This is a genomic window from Micromonospora sp. CA-111912 (genome assembly GCF_050948415.1).
Lineage (GTDB): Bacteria > Actinomycetota > Actinomycetes > Mycobacteriales > Micromonosporaceae > Micromonospora.
The window spans coordinates 5468591-5484531 of sequence record NZ_CP192007.1 but is presented as its reverse complement, the minus strand read 5'-3'; the positions used below and the strand labels follow the sequence as shown (position 1 = coordinate 5484531).

Here is a 15941-nt window from a genome sequence, read left to right as displayed (position 1 = left end):
TCTCACCAGGATGGATGGCGACGACGAGCGGGGCCTGGTCCGACGGGGGTACGACGCGCTCTCCTACCACTACCGTGCGGATAAGGCCGACGACGGTCAGTATGCGCCCTGGCTCGCCGACCTGCACGAGCGCCTGCCGGCCTCGGCTGCGGTCCTCGACCTCGGCTGTGGCTGCGGCGTGCCGGTCGCCCGCTTCCTTGCCCACGCCGGGCACCAGGTCACCGGCATCGACATCAGCGACGTGCAGATCGGACGGGCCCGCCGCCTGGTGCCCACCGCCACCTTCCTGCGCGCGGACGCCACCCGGCTCGACCTGGCACCGGAGTCGTTCGACGCCGTGGTCTGCCTCTACGCCCTCATCCACATGCCCCTGCCCGACCAGCCGCGTCTGGTCGAACGGATCGCGAGGTGGCTACGCCCCGGCGGCTGGCTGCTGACCACCGTCGGCCACGACGCGTGGACCGGCACCGAGGAGGCCTGGCTCGGCGGTGCAGCCGCCATGTGGTGGAGCCAGGCGGACGCCCCCACCTACCGGTCCTGGCTACGGCGGGCCGGACTGACGATCACGGCAGAGGAATTCGTCCCTGAGGGCGCGAGCGGGCACACCCTGTTCTGGGCGCGGCGACCGGTGAACTGATCGGGTGGGTCGGGCGTTCCGCGATCCGGGGAGCGTCCGCTGCGTGCCTCGTCGGCATCGGCGCGTGACGTGTGTCTCCAGTCGTGACCTCGGCTCGCAGCGGGCGGGTATCGGGGTCGCTGTTACGATCTTGCCGTGCCCGCACACCCCACCCCACCAGGCCGAATGCAGTCTGGCCCCTGGCAACCAGTCGACGGGCGAGCCGCCCGGCCGGGGCCGGCCGGACACAACCCGTATCCGTACGGATTCCCCCACCCCGGAGGGCCCCCGACCGGTCGCGTTCCGGCGGCGGGCGCCTGGTCGGCCGGCAGGTCGGTCCGGAGGACCATGCTGGTGGTGCTGCTCGGCCTGGCCGTCGTCGGGCTGAGTACCGCCGTCGCGTACGCCACGGTCGGCTGGCCGAAGGCGGTGCCGATCATCGCCGGCCTCGCCCTCTGCGTCGTCTTCGCGTCGGTCGTGGGCGTGTTGCACCGGGCGGCGTGGCTGGCCTTCCTCGCGATGGTTCCCGCCCTGTTCGTCCTCGTGGGGTCGGTGCAGTTCGCCCCCGAGGCGGTGCTGGAGGAGCGCGGCGTCCGTCAGCAGGTGACCATCGTCAACGTCGAGGTCGCCGGTAAGCGACACGCGTTCACCCTCCGGGGCGAGGACGGGCCGCTCGATGAACCAATGATCTATCGGGGCAGGAACCACGGCTACCAGGTCGGCGACACCCTGGTCGTGCTCACCGATCCGGACGGGGTGGTCCCGCTCCGGGCCGCCGATCGAGTCGACTCCCGTGGGAGGCTGGTGGCGCTGGTCGCCGGTGCCGCCGGCTGGACCGTCATCGCACTGCTCGCCGGCTGGCGCGGGCACGTCCGTCGCCGCGAGGGCCGGTTCGACACCCTGATCGTCTAGCCGGTGCCGACCGGGACAGGTGCCCGGGGATAAGCGCCGCGCCCTCCAAATCCGCTCGTCCGACCGCCCGCCAAAAGGACGCGACGTCCCGCATCGCCGGCCACCATCTGCGCCATCTCGCCCGAGACGGTGGCGGCCCCTGTTGGCCCGGTTTCCGGCGGTTGTCGATCGCGCTCAGTCCTGCGGTTCGTGCGTCTCCGGTTCGTCCGTCACGAAGACGCCCTGGCCCTGCTGCCCGTACACCAGGTTGCGCGTGTGCAGCTCCTTCACGGCCCGGTACGCCGTGGACCGCGCGATGTTGTAGATCTCGCCCAGTTCGGAGACCGAGGGCAACTGGTGCCCGCCCGGGTATTCGCCGGATCTGATTCTCTGCTCGATGTCGTCGGCCACGCGTCGGTAGTGCGGCGGTCTGGTTGCCATGATCAGCTCTCCTGGACTTCAGCGAAGATCATGCTTCCAGGTCCGGGCGCGGGTGGACAAGCCAGCAAGCCGAGCAAGTGAGCACAGTGAAAACTTGACTACACTGAGACAGTGGATACAGTGAGACAGTGACCGATCGCTCCTGGACTTCAGCACTCCGAGGTGTCGGTCATCCGCTGTGGACGGGCGGCTCGCCTGCTCCACAGCGGCCCACTACCTCCTGTCGTCGAAAGGGTTGACCATGGGTGGGCCTTGCCTCTGGCGGCGCTCGATCTGGGTGACGATCGTCCGGCGGGTTTTCCGGGGCGGTGCTGGTCAGTCGCGGAGACGGACGACGGACGAGAGTCGAATGAGGGCCCGCGACGCCGGGCACTGGCCGAGCCCAGCGGACCGGCGGCGTGCTGCTGGGCGTACCCGATGAGCGGACTGGCGGCGTTGCACGGCCCCGTGCGGCCGGAGTGGACCTGCGTGACCTGCGGTGATCCGTGGCCCTGCCACACCCGCAAACGGCAGCTCAAGGACCTGTGCCGCTGCGACGTACGTCTGCTGCGCAACTATCTGACGCCCTACCTCCGCGACGCCCGCGTGGATCTGGTCGACGTCGAACTCGCCGAGATCACCGATCGGTTCCTCGGCTGGTGCGGACGCCCGCTCGACCGCCCGAGCGTGGATGACCGGCCGGGCGGAGCCGGTGGCGGGGCCTCGCCGGAAGGGGGAGCCGGTGGACGGCCTGCCCTCCCCGGGTGACGTCGTGCTGGTCACCCGGGCCGCGTCGGTGCAGTTCGTCCGGCCGGTGATGTTCCGCGTGATCCGGGTGGTCACGGAGTGGGTCACCTACGACGGCTGGACCTGGCTGCACGGCTACTCGCTCGACGAGCGCGGCAACGCTGTCGAGAAACGGGACCTCTTCGTGCAGCCGGCGGGCCTCCAGCTCATGCGCCGGCCGGCCGCGCCGGCCCCGCGCCGGACCAACCAGCGGCCGGCAACCCCGGGCCGCAGGCCCGCCCCTGCGCCGGGCACACGCCAACCGGTACGCCGATAGACGGCGACCGCGTCAGCTCTTGCTGCTCGCCAGCTCGGCCAGCTGGTCGAAGGTGCGTACGAGGACCTCGCGCCGCTGTTCCCGGTACTCCGGGCCGGGCTCCAGGCCGTCGATCGTCTCGTCCCAGACGGCCAGGAACCGGGTCTTCCAGGCGGCGATGGTGGCCGGGTCGGGCAGGATGGCCCCGACGTAGTTCTGCCGCGCGACGAGGTGGAGCAGTTCCAGGTTGCAGGGCACCGCGACGCCCCAGTAGTCGTCCGGCTCGATTCCGGTCGGGTCGCCGGACATCGCCTCGGTGACCTCGGCGATCAGCCGGTTGGTCAGGTCCGTCAGATGGTCGGCCGCCGTGTCGTCGTCGAAGTTCCCGCTGCCCCAGGTTCCCATGGTGTCCGCACCCTCTTCGTTCTCGAATCCGACCGGTATTCAAGCAGGTCCCACCGACGGTCCTCCCGGGCCGCCGGTTGTCCCGTGCGGCCCGGGCGACTCGCATAGGGTCGTGACGTCGGGGCCCGGTCGTCGTCCCGAACCACCGGTACGCCGGGGCGGGCCGGACGGCCGGCGGCCGAGCGACGGCGCCTCGGGCAGCGACCGGGCTTGCCGACGAGGTCCGTCCCGAGGAGGATGGCACGATGCCGGACAGCGAACTCGAGGCCGAGCTGCTCGACGCCGAGCGTCGGCTTCAGGCCGCCCAACGGGCGGGGGACGTGGCCGCCCTCGACGGGCTGCTCGACGAGCGCCTGATCGCCTTCGGCCCGGACGGGAACAGGTTCACCAAGCAGGACGACCTGATCGCCCACCGCGACCGGACCTCCGTCATCGACGAGCTGGTGGAGGAGGAACTGGACCTCATCGTCGAGGGGACGACCGGGGTGACGTTCTTCCTGGGCCGGGTGACGGGGACCTTCGGTGGCGTCCCGGTCACGGCGAGGCTCCGGTACACCAGGACGTGGACGTACGGCGATCGCGGCTGGCGGATCCTGGCGGCCCACATCAGCGCGGTCTGAGCCCGGCCCGGCCGGCGGGTCGGGTCACTCGGTGGCGTCGACCGTCCGGGGCCGGTCGTCCTCGGCCGGGCGCGGCGCGACGATCTGCACGGACACCCCCGCGTTGCCGTTGTGCGTCTCGATCCAGGAGTCCAGCGCCGACCGGCAGGCGAGGTCCACGTGCCGCAGGCCGCGCAGGTCCAGCCGTACGGTCCGGTCGGACGGCAGCCCGTTCAGCGTGGTGAGGATGGTGGGCAGCCGCAGGAACGTCGCGTTCCCGGAGATCGTCACGTCGATCGGCCCGGCCCGGCCGTCCTGCACGGTGACCCGCACGTGGGACGTCTCCCACGCCGTCTTGACGATGGCCAGGCCGAGGCCGACGAGCACGCCGACGAACATGTCCATGGTGAGGATGGCCGTGGCGGTCACCGCCAGCACCACCACCTCGCCCTGGTGCTGCCCCCGCCACAGCTGCGGCACGGCCCGCAGCGGCAGCAGCTTCACCCCGGCGTGGACGAGCACGGCCGCGAGCGCGGGCAGCGGGATCAGCCCGAGCAGGCCGGGCGCGGCGGCGGCGAACAGCAGCAGCCACACCCCGTGCAGCACCCGGGACGCCTTCGTCCGCGCGCCGGCCCGCACGTTCGCGGAGCTGCGTACGATGACTGCCGTCATCGGCAGCGCGCCCAGCAGGCCGCAGACGGTGTTGCCGGTGCCCTGCGCCACGAGTTCCCTGTCGAAGTCGGTGCGCGGCCCCTGGTGCAGCCGGTCGACCGCCGCCGCGCTGAACAGGCTCTCCGCCGAGGCGACCAGGGTGAACGTCGCGATGGTGGCGAGCACGCCGACGTCCGCCAACGTGCCCCAGTGCCCGAGCGAGGGTCGTACCGCCTCGAGCAGGCCCTCGACGCTGATCGTGTCCACCGGCAGCCCGAGCGCGGCGGTGGCCCCGGCCGCCCCGGCGACGGCGACCAGCGCGCCGGGGACCGTCCCCAGCCGGCCGGGTAGGGCGTCCCAAAGCACCATGACCACGATGGTGGCGACGCCGACGCAGAGCGAGACCTGTGCCGTGGTGGACGCGACGAGGTCGCCCACCAGGCCGGGCAGGCCGGTGAACTTGCCCGGCCCGGTGTGCGGCGTGGCGGCGCCGGCCAGGACGTAGAGCTGCCCGACGATGAGCAGCAGGCCGATGCCGGCAAGCATGCCCTGCACCACGGCCACGGAGATGGCCCGGAACCAGCGACCCAGCCGCAGCAGCCCGAGGCCGACCTGGAGCAGCCCGGCGACCAGCACGATCGTGCCGAGGCCGGCCAGTCCGTAGCGGTCCACGGCCTCGGCGACCAGCACGGTCAGCCCGGCCGCCGGGCCGCTGACCTGCATGCTGCTGCCGGGCATGAACCCCACGACCAGGCCGCCGACCACGCCGGTGACCAGGCCCAGTTCGGCGGGTACGCCGGAGGCGACGGCGATGCCCACGCAGAGCGGCAACGCGACGAGGAAGACGACGATGGAGGCGGGCAGGTCGGCACGGAGAGTGCGCCAGGGCTGGGCGGGAAACGGCATGGTCCACTCCGGGAGGCGGCGGGGCGAGCAACGGAGGCGCGCCACCTCGGCGTGAGGCCGGGCGCACCGCCAGCTTCGGTCGGCGGTACGGGTCGGTGGGGCGCGCGTGGTCGACGGGTGTGCGGGGGCCGCTCCGGCCGGTCGGGTCTGCGCCGCCGCTGCTGCCGCCCGCCCGGCAGCGGCTCGGGACGGCGGTGGGTGGGCGGGTGCGGCCGGGACTCGCGGCGCGCGCCGGTCAGCAGCGCAGGACGCTCGACCGGATCGGGTCGGGGCCTGTGACCGTGCTCAGCGGACGCCCGTCGGCGATGTTGGCCCGGCGCAGCGGCGCGTCGGGCGGCGCGCACGTCTCCTGGCCCCCCGGGTCGCGGCGGTCGGTCGTCGGGTTGTTGCGCCCGGAGCGGGTGACCGAGCCGCACGCCTTACCGTCGAAGTTCGCCACCACGGTCCGCTTCGGCGACTGCCCGGCCGGCGCGGCGAGGGTGGTCACGGGGAGGTGCGCTTCGAGCCGTACCGAATCGGCCCGCGACGCGACGCCATCTCGCGTCGTGCGGACCGGCAGATCGGTCCGGGGCAGCGTGGTGCCCGAAACCCGGTCGTGGGTCGTGGCGGGTCCGGGGAGCGCCGTGGCGAAGGCGAAGCCGAGGTGCAACAGGAGCACGCAGGCGAGCAGCGGGGCGAGGGAGAGAAGTCTGCGCTGCACCGCTCACCCCCAGGCCGTGACGCGTGCCCGCGGGCATTCGCCCACGTCATGGGGATCAACCCGCCGTCGGGGGCGTCGGTTACGCCCGTTTCAGCAGGTGAACCGGGGTGCTACGGGGTCGGCGGGTGAAACGGCTCCCGGGCCGGACCGAACTCCGCCCAGCACAGCCCGCCCCGGAACTCGACCCCGGGCACACCCTCGACGATCACGTTGAGGTCCATGGCCGAGGCGAGGCACGCGGTGATGTCGGCCCGCAACTCCTGGACCGCCGTGTCGAGGTCGTCCTCCTCCTGCGGCCAGTCGATGTCCGCGTCGCGCAGGTCGGCCACGGCGTACGCGACGAGCGCCTCGGGGTCGGTCACCACGACCTCTGCCCGGCAGTAGACCTGCAGCGTCAGGGGCGGGGGAGGGGGGTCTGTCACCCCGCCATTGTGTCCGCCGGGTCGGCGTACGGGACGAGACCCTATGTAGACTTCCGATATAGTGCCGCCATGCGGATGACGATCCCGGTGGCGAAGGTGCTCGCCGCCCTGCTGGCCGAGCCCGGCGCCGAGCGCTACGGCCTCGACCTGATGAAGCTGACCGGCCTGCCCAGCGGCACCCTCTATCCGGTGCTGCACCGGCTCCAGGGGGCCGGCTGGCTGACCGCCGACTGGGAGGAGATCGACCCGGCCGCCGCCGGCCGACCCGCACGGCGCTACTACCGGCTCACCCCCGAGGGCGTCACCTCGGCCCGGCAGGCGCTCGCCGAGCTGCGCGCCCTGGCGCCCGAGGCACGGCCGGCCCGGGGCGGGGCGATGGAGGCGCCGGCATGGTGACCCGCCGACTCGCTGACTCCCTGCTGCGGATCGCCGCCCGGCGCTGGCCCGCCGAGCTGCGCGCCGACCTGCACCGAGAGTGGGCCGCCGAGCTGCACGTCCTCGCCGCCGAGGGGCGACCGGCCCGGATGCTCCGGTACGCGGCGAGCCTCGCCGCCAGCCGCCCCGGCACGCCGCTGGCCGAGCGCGCACCCGTCGACCGGCGGCTGCGCACCACCGCACTGCCGCTGCTGCTCGCCCCGCTGGCCGGCGTCGCGGCCGTCGTCCTCGGCGCGCTGGTCAGCGACGCGCTGTCGCAGCGGGTGAGCTGGTCGACGCAGGCACAGTTGCCGGTGTGGACCGTCCTGACCGCCGGGCTGGCGGTGCCGCTGGCCGTCCTCGTGGCGCGCTGGGCCCGCCGTACCGCGCTCGCGGGGCCGCTGCGCGTCGCGCTCGGCGTCGTCCTCCCCATCGGGCCCGTCCTGCTCGCCACCGGCTTCGCGGCCGGCGTACGGCCCGACGACCTTCCTCCGCACGCGCCGGGGCTGCTGCTCTGGCTGGCCGGCCTGGTCCCGGTGCTGTGGGGCGCGGGCCGGCTGGCCGCCCGGGGCCGGGTCCGGGCCGCCTGGCTGCTCGGCGTGTTCGGCGCGCTCGTGGTGGCCGACCTGGCCGTGGTGCTCGCCGTGGTGAGCCAGATCCCGAACGGCCTGCCGACGGTCATCGACGGGGTGCCCCAGGACGACACGGTGAGCTACGTCTCGGCGCCCCTGTGGCTGTTCGTCTGCCTCACCGACTGGGCGTTCGGCCTGCCCCGGCCGACCGGCTCGGAGATGTTCCTGATAACCGACCAGGCGCTGATCGCGCCGTACCTCTACCTCGCGTGCACGCCGTACGCGCTCGCGTACGCCATCCGCGCCGCCCGGTCGACCGGGCGGGTGCCGGCCGACGCGACCGTGCCCGTCCCGGCCTGACGTCGGACGCGGTGCGGCCCCGGAGCGATCGAGCGCTCCGGGGCCGCACCAGGGGGGGTGGGAGGATCAGTTGGCGGGGGAGACGTACAGCAGGCGGTTCGGGGAGCCGGCGCCCGGGTTGCCCACCACGTTCGGGGTGGCGGTGGAGACCAGGTACGACGCCACCTGGGCCGGGGACCAGGCCGGGTTGTTCTGCAGGACGCGGGCGGCGGCGCCGGCCACGTGCGGCGAGGCCATCGAGGTGCCGCTGATGGTGTTGGTCGCCGTGTTGCTGGTGTACCAGGCGGACAGGACGCTGGTGCCCGGCGCGAAGATGTCCACGCAGGTGCCGTAGTTCGAGTACGACGCGCGGGCGTCGTTGCTCTGCGTCGCGCCGACGGTGATGGCGCTGGCCACGGAGGCCGGCGAGTAGTTGCAGGCGTTGGCGTTGGAGTTGCCGGCGGCCACCGCGTAGGTGACGCCGTCGGCGACGGAGTTCGCCACGGCGGTGTTGAGCGCCGAGTTGAGCCCGCCGCCGAGGCTCATGTTCGCCACCGCCGGCTGGCCGGCCTGGTGGTTGGAGGTCACCCAGTTGACCCCGGCGATGACGCCGGCGGTGGTGCCGCTGCCGGCGCAGTCGAGCACCCGCACGGCCACCAGCCGGACGTTCTTGGCGACGCCGTAGGTCGAGCCGCCGACGGTGCCGGCGACGTGGGTGCCGTGGCCGTTGCAGTCGGCGGCCGGCAGGGCGTTGTCGACCGCGTCGTAGCCGTCGACGGCCCGCCCGCCGAAGTTGGTGTGGGTGGTCCGGATGCCGGTGTCGACGATGTACGCGGTGACGCCCGACCCGGTGCTGGTGTAGCTGTAGGCGCTGTTCAGCGGCAGGTTGGTCTGGTCGATCCGGTCCAGGCCCCACGGCGGGTTGGCCTGGGTGGTCTCGACGGTGACCTTGTGGTTCTGCTCGACCCAGGCGACCGCCGGGTCGGCGGCCAGCCGCTTGGCGGCGGCCTCGGACAGCCGCGCCTCGAAGCCGTTGAGCGCCTCGCCGTACACCTGGGCGACGTCGCCGCCGTAGCGCTTCGCGAGCTTGTCGGCGGAGCTGGTGACGGCGGCGGTCCGGGTGCCGGCCTTGCCGCCGACGGCGGTGTCGTTCAGCACGACGATGTAGCTGGAGGGGACGGCGGTGGCACCGCCGGCGGCGCGGATCTCACCGGTCGTCGGTGCTGCGGTGGCCGGGCCGCCGATCATGGCCGTGGCCATCGCCGATACGGTCAGCACGCCGAGGGCAGCGACCTTGCGGGGGAGCGTCATCTGTCGGTCTCCTCTGTGTCGACCGCGTCGGAGCTGGTCGTACGCGGTCCGAGATCGTGATGACAGGCTATCTATATATCCATGACAGGCTATATATCAGTCGGGTCATAGCATCGCGCGCAGCTCGTCGAGGGCGGCCCGTTGGAAGGCCCGTGCGGTCTGGCCGCCCGGCGGCGGGCCGCCGTGCCGGGCGGCGATCGCCCGCTCGACCAGCGCCGCCTCGGGATGCCCCCGCTCCACCAGCCGCCGTCCGGCCGCGACCTTGGGCAGCCACACCCCGTCGCGGCAGCGCACCAGCGAGCGGCAGGCGCCGAGCACGGCGTCCTCGGCGCCGGCCGCCGGCGCGTCGCCGGGCGGCGTCGGCAGCGCGAGCCACCAGGTCAGCGCGTCCACCAGCAGCCGGCGCAGGTCGGCCGGCGTCAGGTCGGCGAACGTCTCCGCCGCCGGGGGCCCGGCCAGGGCCAGCCCACCGGAGTGCAGGATGCTGCGGTCCAGCCCGTACCAGAACCGGCCGTCCGCCGCCGGCCGTCCGTCGCCGGACCAGGTCACCCGGAACGGCATCCGGGCGCCGGTGTTCAGCTCGACCTCGAAGCCCGGCTCCGGGGTGCCGGAGCGGGCCACCTCCCGCCGGTAGACGACCAGTTCCAACCCGCGCGCGGGGCAGGGCAGCGCCTCGTGCCGCAGCCGGGCCACCAGCTCCCGCTTGCGCCCGTCGGGCAGGGCGTGCGCGCAGACCAGCGCCACGTCGATGTCGCTGCGCCCCGCCTGGTACGCGCCGAGGGCGACCGAGCCGGCCGCGTACGCACCCACCAGGTCGGCGCCGAGCACGTCGCGGGCCGCCCCGACCAGGTCAGTCAGGTACCGCCGCACGTCCGGGTCCATGCCGCACTGTGGCGTGCCGACCCGGGGCGGGTGGCCCCGGGACGGCAGCCGCCGGGTCACCGCTGCCGGGAGGTCGGCGTCACGCCGTCGAGCAGGGCGGCGAGCCGCTGGGCCACCGGCGGGGCGTGCAGGTGCAGCCGGGCCACGTTGATGGTGTCGCTCCCGACCACGGCGAGCAGCGCCTGCGCGCTGACCGCGTAGACGCTCAGGTAGCCGAGCGCGTTGCGGACCGTGGACTGGTGGAAGTCGCCCTGCCCCAGCCGCAGGCCGACCTGACGACCCAGGCCGTACGTGGTCGCCGCGAGCGCGGCCAGGTCGCTCGGGTCGACGTCGGTCTGCATGTTGTGGGTGATCATGAGACCGTCCACCCCGCCCAGCACGCAGCCGTGCACCCCGGGGATCTCCAACCGCAGCTCGGCCAGCGCCTGACCGATCTGCGGGTACGGCAGCGTCGGGTTCCCCGCGAGCGACGGCGGGAGCGACCGGGGCGGTGGCATCCCCTCGGACGGTCGGGCGGTGCGGCGGGGGAGAGCTGTCCCGGTGTTGTCCAGTCCGCTCACAACTCCAGGCTCTCCTCGATCGTGCGCAGCTGGTGGCGGGCCATCGCCAGGTTGGCCCGGCTCTTGCTCACCATCAGGTAGAGGAAGAGCCCCTTGCCGGTGCGGCTGGTCACCGGCCGGATCAGGTGGTACTGGCCGCCGAGCGTGATGAGGATGTCCTCGATCTCGTCGTCGAGCTTCAGCATCTCGATGGTGCGCATCTTGGCGCGTACCACGTCGGTGTTGCCGGCGGCGGCGACGGTCAGGTCGATCTCCCCGGTGCCGCCGGCCACGCCGAGCGTCATGCCGCTGTTGTAGTCGACGAGCGCCACCCCGATCGCCCCATCGATACTCATCGCGCTTTTCAGCGCGATGTCAAGATTCGCCACAGTTCTTCTCCCCAGCTATGGCTGGCCGGCGCCACCGGCTCCGTGCCGAGGGTGACCCCGCGGTGACAGGTGGCGCGACGCAGTGAAAATGCTCCGACGAGGCTCGCACACGGGCGGTCCCGGCGCACACGGAGGTCGTCGCATCGACCTGAGCGGCCCAAGCTACTGGTCCCGCCAGTCCCGTAAGTGGGACGCTCCGACGGATGGTTCATCCCGGGTCCAGCTGGTATGAAGTTCCCCAGGTCAAGCGGTTCCTCCGACGTCACCGGCAGGCCGATCAGCTCACTGCGGCCCGCCAGCATCCGGTGCCGCCGCCCGTCGCGTCGAGCGGTCGGCCGACCTGCCCGTGGGCCAGCCGGAAGGCGAGCCGGTACGTCCGGCGGGGCGCGGCAGACGCACCCGGTCCGGCGGGTTTCGCGGTTCCGGCCCGGCCGCTGACCAGCACGTCTACTGTGGAAGCCGCTACCGGTTCTGGTTGAACCGGTGGCGGTCGGGCGGTTCGCGGTGCACAGTGATCCCATGAGCGACAGCGGAAGTGGTGGGCACTACTACTGGTGCACCCGACACCACCGGGTCGAGACCGATGCCGACGTCTGCGCGGCGCGGCACGTGCTCGGGCCGTACGCCTCGGCATCCGACGCGGAGAACGCCCTGCAGCAGGTGCGGGAGCGTAACGACGCGTGGGACGCCGCGGACGCCCGTTGGGCCGGGGAGGACAGATAAGCGGCGCGGGACCGCCCGCGTCGAGGAACTCCGTGCCCCGTGAGGAGGCACGCGAGCGCATGTCCCCAAGGAGGGAACCCAGATGGCCGAAGCACAGAAGGCCACCACCCGCCCGGCCGCCAAACGTACGCCCGCGAAGAAGACCGCCACGGCGGGGCGGGCCGCGGGCGGGACCCGGGCCACGGCCGCGCGCCCCTCGGGGATGGCCGGCGCGGCGGCCCGGGGGTCGACCGTGACCAAGGCGTCCCCCAACGCCTCCGGCGCCGGGGCGGGCCGGGTGCCGGCGAAGGCGGCGGTCGCGAGGAAGGCCGCCACGACGAAGATCGTCACACGTAAGGCCCCGGCCTCGAAGACCGCCGCGAAGAAGGCCCCGGCCACCAGGACCACGGCGCAGAAGGCCCCGGCCGCCCGGAGCACGGCGAAGAAGACGACCGCCGCCGCGGGCACGGCGGCGAAGCGGACCACCACAGCCGCAGGCACCGCGACGAAGGCCGCGGCGAGGAAGACCGCGGCGACGAAGGCCACCGCGACGAAGGCCGCCGCGACGAAGGCCACCGCGACGAAGGCCCCGGCGGCGAAGAAGACGGGCGCGGCGGCGAGGAAGACGACCACTGCGGCCAGGAAGGCCCCGGCGAAGAAGACCACCGCCGCGACGAAGACCGCCTCGACCCGGCCCACCGGCGGCGCCCGCAAGGCCGCCGCGAAGAAGGCCCCGGCGAAAAAGGCGACCGCAACCTCGTCGAGCACCACCCGCAAGGCCGCGGCGGCGAAGAAGGCCCCGGCGAAGAAGACCACGGCGAAGAAGGCGGCGGCCCGGACGGCGGCGGCCCGCGCGAGCGCGCCGCGCGGTACCCGGGCGACGGCCCGCAAGGCCACCGGCTGAGCAGCGCCGCCCGCCGCTGACCGTCCGTCGCCGGCCCGCCACCCGCACCGGTACGCGGCCCGGGCGGCGGGCCCGCGAGGGTGCCGGGGAGCGGATCACCCGTGTCAGGATTGACCCCGTGGTGATCCGACGCGTACTGGCGCCCCGCATCGATTTCGGCGCGCTGCGCCGCGAGCTGGGCTTGCCCGAGCAGTTCCCGCCCGTGGCGCAGCGCGAGGCCGAGGCGGCGGCAGCCGCGCCGCCCCGCGCCGCCACCGACCGCACCGACATCCCGTTCGTCACCGTCGACCCGGCCACCTCGCGGGACCTCGACCAGGCGATGCACCTCGCCCGCCGTCCCGGCGGTGGCTTCCGGGTCCGGTACGCGATCGCGGACGTCGCCGCGCACGTGCGCCCCGGCGGCGCGCTGGAGGAGGAGACCTGGCGGCGGGGGCAGACCGTGTACCTGCCCGACGGCAATGTGCCCCTGCACCCGCACACCCTGAGCGAGGGCGCGGCCAGCCTGCTGCCGGGCCAGGACCGGGCGGCCGTGGTGTGGACCGTCGACCTCGACCCCGACGGCGGCACGGTCGCCGTCACGCTGGAACGCGCCCTGGTGCGCAGCCGCGCCAAGCTGGACTACGCGGGCGTCCAGGCCGATGCCGATGCCGGGCGGCTGCCCGAGCCGATCGCCCTGCTGCCCGAGATCGGCGCCCTGCTCACCGCGCGCGGACTGCGCCGGGGCGCGGTGAACCTGCCGCTGCCGGAGCAGGACGTCGAGGCGGACGGCGACGGTTGGCGGCTGGTGCTGCGCGGGCCGGTGCCGATGGAGGACCACAACGCCCAGATCTCCCTGCTCACCGGCATGGCCGCCGCCGACCTCATGCTGGCCGGCGGGATCGGGCTGCTGCGCACCATGCCGGCGCCGAAGCCGGAGGCGGTGGCCCGGCTGCGCACCGCAGCCGCCGCGCTCGGCGTCGACTGGCCGGCCGGTGTGGGCGTGGGCGAGGTGCTCGCCGGGCTGGACGCCTCGAAGCCCCGGGCGGCGGCGTTCGTCGACCAGGCGGCCGAGCTGATGCGCGGCGCCGCGTACACGGCGTTCGACGGCGTGCCGCCCGACCGGCCGGAGCACGGCGGGGTCGCCGCCGCGTACGCCCATGTCACCGCGCCGCTGCGCCGGCTGGCCGACCGGTACGCCACCGAGGTGTGCCTGGCCCTGCACGAGGGGCGGGCGGTGCCCGACTGGGCCCGGGCCGCGCTGCCGAAGCTGCCGGAGGCGATGGCCGCGACCGACCGGACCGCCGGTGCGGCCACCCGGGGCGCGGTCGAGCTGACCGAGGCGGTGCTGCTGGAGCACCGGGTGGGCGAGACGTTCGACGCGGCGGTGCTCGACGTGGACACCCCGCCGAACGGCCAGCCGAAGCCGGGCCGGCAGCCCGGCGGCACGGTGGCCCTGGACTCCCCGCCGGTGCGGGCCCGCTGCACGGGCGAGCTGCCGCTGGGGGAGCGGGTCCGGGTCCGGCTGGTCACCGCCGACCCGGTCGCCCGGAAGGTCCTGTTCGCGCTGGCCTGAGCGTCACCGGCCGATGCCAGCGAAGATTCTCACGGCGGTGGGCACCGTCGGCGCGGCGGGCCGTTCGCGAGGATCACGTCAGCGCGCCGCTGCCGGCGCTCCCGGACGGGCAGTTTCCCGACCCCCGCTACCGGAACCGGGGCAGCGGATGGCGGCGGTAGCGGGGGTCGGGCGGGCCGAAGGCGAGGGCGTTCTCGTCGAGGGCGTTGTGGACCACCAGGTCGCCCCGGGGGAAGGCGAGACCGATCGCGGCGGCTCCGTTGGCCAGGTCGTGCTTGGCTCCCCGCCACTCCAGCAGCGTGACCGCGCGCAGCTCCTGGCCCCGCAGCGCGGCCAGGTCGGGCAGCGGTTCCGCCCGCCAGGCCAGCCGGAAACCGGGCCAGGCGGGCCCGTCGACCGGGCACACCGAGTTCCAGGTGACCGAGAGGTCGTCCAACTTCCGGTGGTTGATCTCGACCTGCTCGCCGGCGAAGTCCAGCAGCACCGGGCAGTCGGCGAACCAGGAGTCGTCGTCCAGGTCCCAGGCCAGCCAGGCCCGGGTCAGCGGGCGCCCGGCCAGCGCCGCGAGCCGGTCCCGTGGGCCGCCTCGACGGCCGCCCGCCCCTGGAGCCACGCCGGCCGGTAGCCGGAGATGCCGAAGTCGAACATCCCCCGATTGTGGACGCGGTGGCCGTGCGGTGGGCACCCGCCGGGTGCCCACCGCAACCCGCGTACCGGTCAGAAGGTGTGCTCGGCGGCGGGGAACTCGCCGCCGCGGACCTCGTCGGCGAACCGGCGGGTGGCGTCGGTCAGCGCGCCGGCCAGGTCGGCGTAGCGCTTCACGAAGCGCGGGGCCCTCCCGGTACGCAGGCCGGCCATGTCCTGCCAGACCAGCACCTGCGCGTCGGTGTCCGGGCCGGCCCCGATGCCGACCGTCGGGATCGGCAGCTCCGCGGTGATCCGCCCGGCCACCTCGCCCGGCACCATCTCCAGCACCACCGCGAACGCGCCCGCCTCGGTCACCGCCCGCGCGTCGGCGAGCACGTCCTCGCCCGCGTCGCCCCGCCCCTGCACCCGGTACCCGCCGAGGGTGTGCTCGCGCTGCGGGGTGAAGCCGATGTGCGCCATCACCGGGATGCCGGCGTCGACGATCGCGGCGATCTGCGCCGCGCAGCGCCGGCCGCCCTCCAGCTTCACCGCGTGGCAGCCGCCCTCCTTCATGAACCGCACGGCGGTGCGCAGCGCCTGCGTCGGCCCCTCCTCGTACGAGCCGAACGGCAGGTCGCCGACGATCAGCGCCTGCCGGGTGGCCCGCACCACCGCGCGGACCAGCGGCAGCAGCTCCTCGACGGTCACCGGCAGCGTCGTCTCGTAGCCGAAGACGTTGTTCGCCGCCGAGTCGCCGACCAGCAGCGCCGGGATGCCGGCGGCGTCGAAGATCGACGCGGTGTACTGGTCGTACGAGGTCAGCATCGACCACCGCTCGCCGCGCTCCTTGGCGGCGAGCAGGTCGCGGGTGCGGACCCGCCGGGTGGCCGGGCCGCCGTACAGCGCCGTCACCTCGGTCGGGGTGGACTCCACCATGACTGTCTCCTTCCTCGAGGCCGCCTTCGCGGTCCCCGGGTTCCGCCGCGATCGTCGCACCGGGCGGGCGGCGACGGGAGGAGACAGTGCAGGATCTCACTCCCCGGCGGCGGCGCGGGCCG

The 15941-nt window shown here is 74.1% G+C and carries 21 protein-coding genes; 10 read left to right on the top strand and 11 right to left on the bottom strand.

From position 1 onward, the window contains the following. Positions 1-10: 10 nt before the first annotated feature. Both ACQPZO_RS22675 and ACQPZO_RS22670 read left to right on the top strand, forming a co-directional pair. A complete protein-coding gene (locus ACQPZO_RS22675) occupies positions 11-637 on the top strand; it encodes a class I SAM-dependent methyltransferase (RefSeq protein ID WP_433343782.1) in 627 nt (208 codons plus the stop codon). Between the two features lie 327 nt (positions 638-964). Further along, positions 965-1528, top strand: a complete 564-nt coding sequence (locus ACQPZO_RS22670; RefSeq protein WP_433343780.1) for a hypothetical protein — start codon at positions 965-967, stop codon at positions 1526-1528. Between the two features lie 174 nt (positions 1529-1702). Here ACQPZO_RS22670 and ACQPZO_RS22665 read toward each other — a convergent pair whose 3' ends face one another. Next, on the bottom strand, positions 1703-1948 hold the full coding sequence (locus tag ACQPZO_RS22665) for a GntR family transcriptional regulator (protein WP_433343779.1): 246 nt from the start codon (positions 1946-1948) through the stop codon (positions 1703-1705). Between the two features lie 417 nt (positions 1949-2365). On the opposite strand from ACQPZO_RS22665, the gene ACQPZO_RS22660 reads away from it, so the two are divergent. Further along, complete coding sequence (locus ACQPZO_RS22660; RefSeq protein ID WP_433343777.1) at positions 2366-2695, top strand: flavin reductase; 330 nt, start codon at positions 2366-2368, stop codon at positions 2693-2695. Next, entirely contained in the window at positions 2670-2990 is a 321-nt protein-coding gene (locus ACQPZO_RS22655; protein ID WP_433343776.1) for a hypothetical protein, read from the top strand. Before ACQPZO_RS22660 ends, ACQPZO_RS22655 begins: the two co-directional genes overlap by 26 nt. Positions 2991-3002: 12 nt before the next feature. On the opposite strand, the gene ACQPZO_RS22650 is transcribed toward ACQPZO_RS22655, so the two are convergent. Then, entirely contained in the window at positions 3003-3374 is a 372-nt protein-coding gene (locus tag ACQPZO_RS22650) for a DUF4259 domain-containing protein (RefSeq protein WP_433343774.1), read from the bottom strand. Positions 3375-3619: 245 nt separating this feature from the next. Here ACQPZO_RS22650 and ACQPZO_RS22645 point away from each other — a divergent pair, with 245 nt between their 5' ends. Beyond that, entirely contained in the window at positions 3620-3994 is a 375-nt protein-coding gene (locus ACQPZO_RS22645; protein ID WP_433343772.1) for a nuclear transport factor 2 family protein, read from the top strand. A gap of 24 nt (positions 3995-4018) precedes the next feature. Here the strand turns inward: ACQPZO_RS22645 and ACQPZO_RS22640 are convergent, their stop codons facing one another. The 3 genes from ACQPZO_RS22640 to ACQPZO_RS22630 form a co-directional block, all read right to left on the bottom strand. Next, positions 4019-5530: a SulP family inorganic anion transporter gene (locus ACQPZO_RS22640; RefSeq protein ID WP_433343771.1), complete on the bottom strand. Its 1512-nt coding sequence runs from the start codon at positions 5528-5530 to the stop codon at positions 4019-4021. A gap of 235 nt (positions 5531-5765) precedes the next feature. Then, a complete protein-coding gene (locus tag ACQPZO_RS22635) occupies positions 5766-6230 on the bottom strand; it encodes a hypothetical protein (RefSeq protein ID WP_433343769.1) in 465 nt (154 codons plus the stop codon). Positions 6231-6340: 110 nt separating this feature from the next. Beyond that, on the bottom strand, positions 6341-6652 hold the full coding sequence (locus ACQPZO_RS22630) for a hypothetical protein (protein WP_433343768.1): 312 nt from the start codon (positions 6650-6652) through the stop codon (positions 6341-6343). A 69-nt stretch (positions 6653-6721) separates the two neighbouring features. Here ACQPZO_RS22630 and ACQPZO_RS22625 point away from each other — a divergent pair, with 69 nt between their 5' ends. Both ACQPZO_RS22625 and ACQPZO_RS22620 read left to right on the top strand, forming a co-directional pair. Next, positions 6722-7048, top strand: a complete 327-nt coding sequence (locus ACQPZO_RS22625; RefSeq protein WP_433343766.1) for a PadR family transcriptional regulator — start codon at positions 6722-6724, stop codon at positions 7046-7048. Then, positions 7042-7998 (top strand): hypothetical protein, encoded by a 957-nt coding sequence (locus tag ACQPZO_RS22620; RefSeq protein WP_433343764.1) that lies wholly within the window; start codon positions 7042-7044, stop codon positions 7996-7998. The genes ACQPZO_RS22625 and ACQPZO_RS22620 overlap by 7 nt, the downstream gene beginning before the upstream one ends. Before the next feature lie 66 nt (positions 7999-8064). On the opposite strand, the gene ACQPZO_RS22615 is transcribed toward ACQPZO_RS22620, so the two are convergent. From ACQPZO_RS22615 to ACQPZO_RS22600, 4 genes are all read right to left on the bottom strand, one after another. Beyond that, on the bottom strand, positions 8065-9288 hold the full coding sequence (locus ACQPZO_RS22615) for a S8 family peptidase (protein ID WP_433343762.1): 1224 nt from the start codon (positions 9286-9288) through the stop codon (positions 8065-8067). Between the two features lie 105 nt (positions 9289-9393). Next, on the bottom strand, positions 9394-10170 hold the full coding sequence (locus ACQPZO_RS22610; protein ID WP_433343760.1) for a nucleotidyltransferase domain-containing protein: 777 nt from the start codon (positions 10168-10170) through the stop codon (positions 9394-9396). A 56-nt stretch (positions 10171-10226) separates the two neighbouring features. Next, on the bottom strand, positions 10227-10730 hold the full coding sequence (locus ACQPZO_RS22605) for a roadblock/LC7 domain-containing protein (RefSeq protein ID WP_433343759.1): 504 nt from the start codon (positions 10728-10730) through the stop codon (positions 10227-10229). Beyond that, complete coding sequence (locus ACQPZO_RS22600; RefSeq protein WP_396671073.1) at positions 10727-11065, bottom strand: hypothetical protein; 339 nt, start codon at positions 11063-11065, stop codon at positions 10727-10729. The genes ACQPZO_RS22605 and ACQPZO_RS22600 overlap by 4 nt, the downstream gene beginning before the upstream one ends. A gap of 552 nt (positions 11066-11617) precedes the next feature. Between ACQPZO_RS22600 and ACQPZO_RS22595 the strand changes: the two genes are divergently transcribed. From ACQPZO_RS22595 to ACQPZO_RS22585, 3 genes are all read left to right on the top strand, one after another. Further along, the gene (locus ACQPZO_RS22595) at positions 11618-11821 is read left to right on the top strand and encodes a hypothetical protein (protein ID WP_387025640.1); all 204 of its coding nucleotides are present in this window, start codon (positions 11618-11620) and stop codon (positions 11819-11821) included. 82 nt (positions 11822-11903) lie between these two features. After that, positions 11904-12704, top strand: a complete 801-nt coding sequence (locus ACQPZO_RS22590; protein ID WP_433343756.1) for a histone — start codon at positions 11904-11906, stop codon at positions 12702-12704. A 118-nt stretch (positions 12705-12822) separates the two neighbouring features. Further along, on the top strand, positions 12823-14256 hold the full coding sequence (locus tag ACQPZO_RS22585; protein ID WP_433343754.1) for an RNB domain-containing ribonuclease: 1434 nt from the start codon (positions 12823-12825) through the stop codon (positions 14254-14256). Positions 14257-14383: 127 nt separating this feature from the next. Here ACQPZO_RS22585 and ACQPZO_RS22580 read toward each other — a convergent pair whose 3' ends face one another. Beyond that, the gene (locus ACQPZO_RS22580) at positions 14384-14869 is read right to left on the bottom strand and encodes a hypothetical protein (RefSeq protein WP_433343753.1); all 486 of its coding nucleotides are present in this window, start codon (positions 14867-14869) and stop codon (positions 14384-14386) included. Between the two features lie 104 nt (positions 14870-14973). Further along, a complete protein-coding gene (gene panB, locus ACQPZO_RS22575; RefSeq protein ID WP_433343751.1) occupies positions 14974-15819 on the bottom strand; it encodes a 3-methyl-2-oxobutanoate hydroxymethyltransferase in 846 nt (281 codons plus the stop codon). Positions 15820-15941 lie beyond the last annotated feature (122 nt).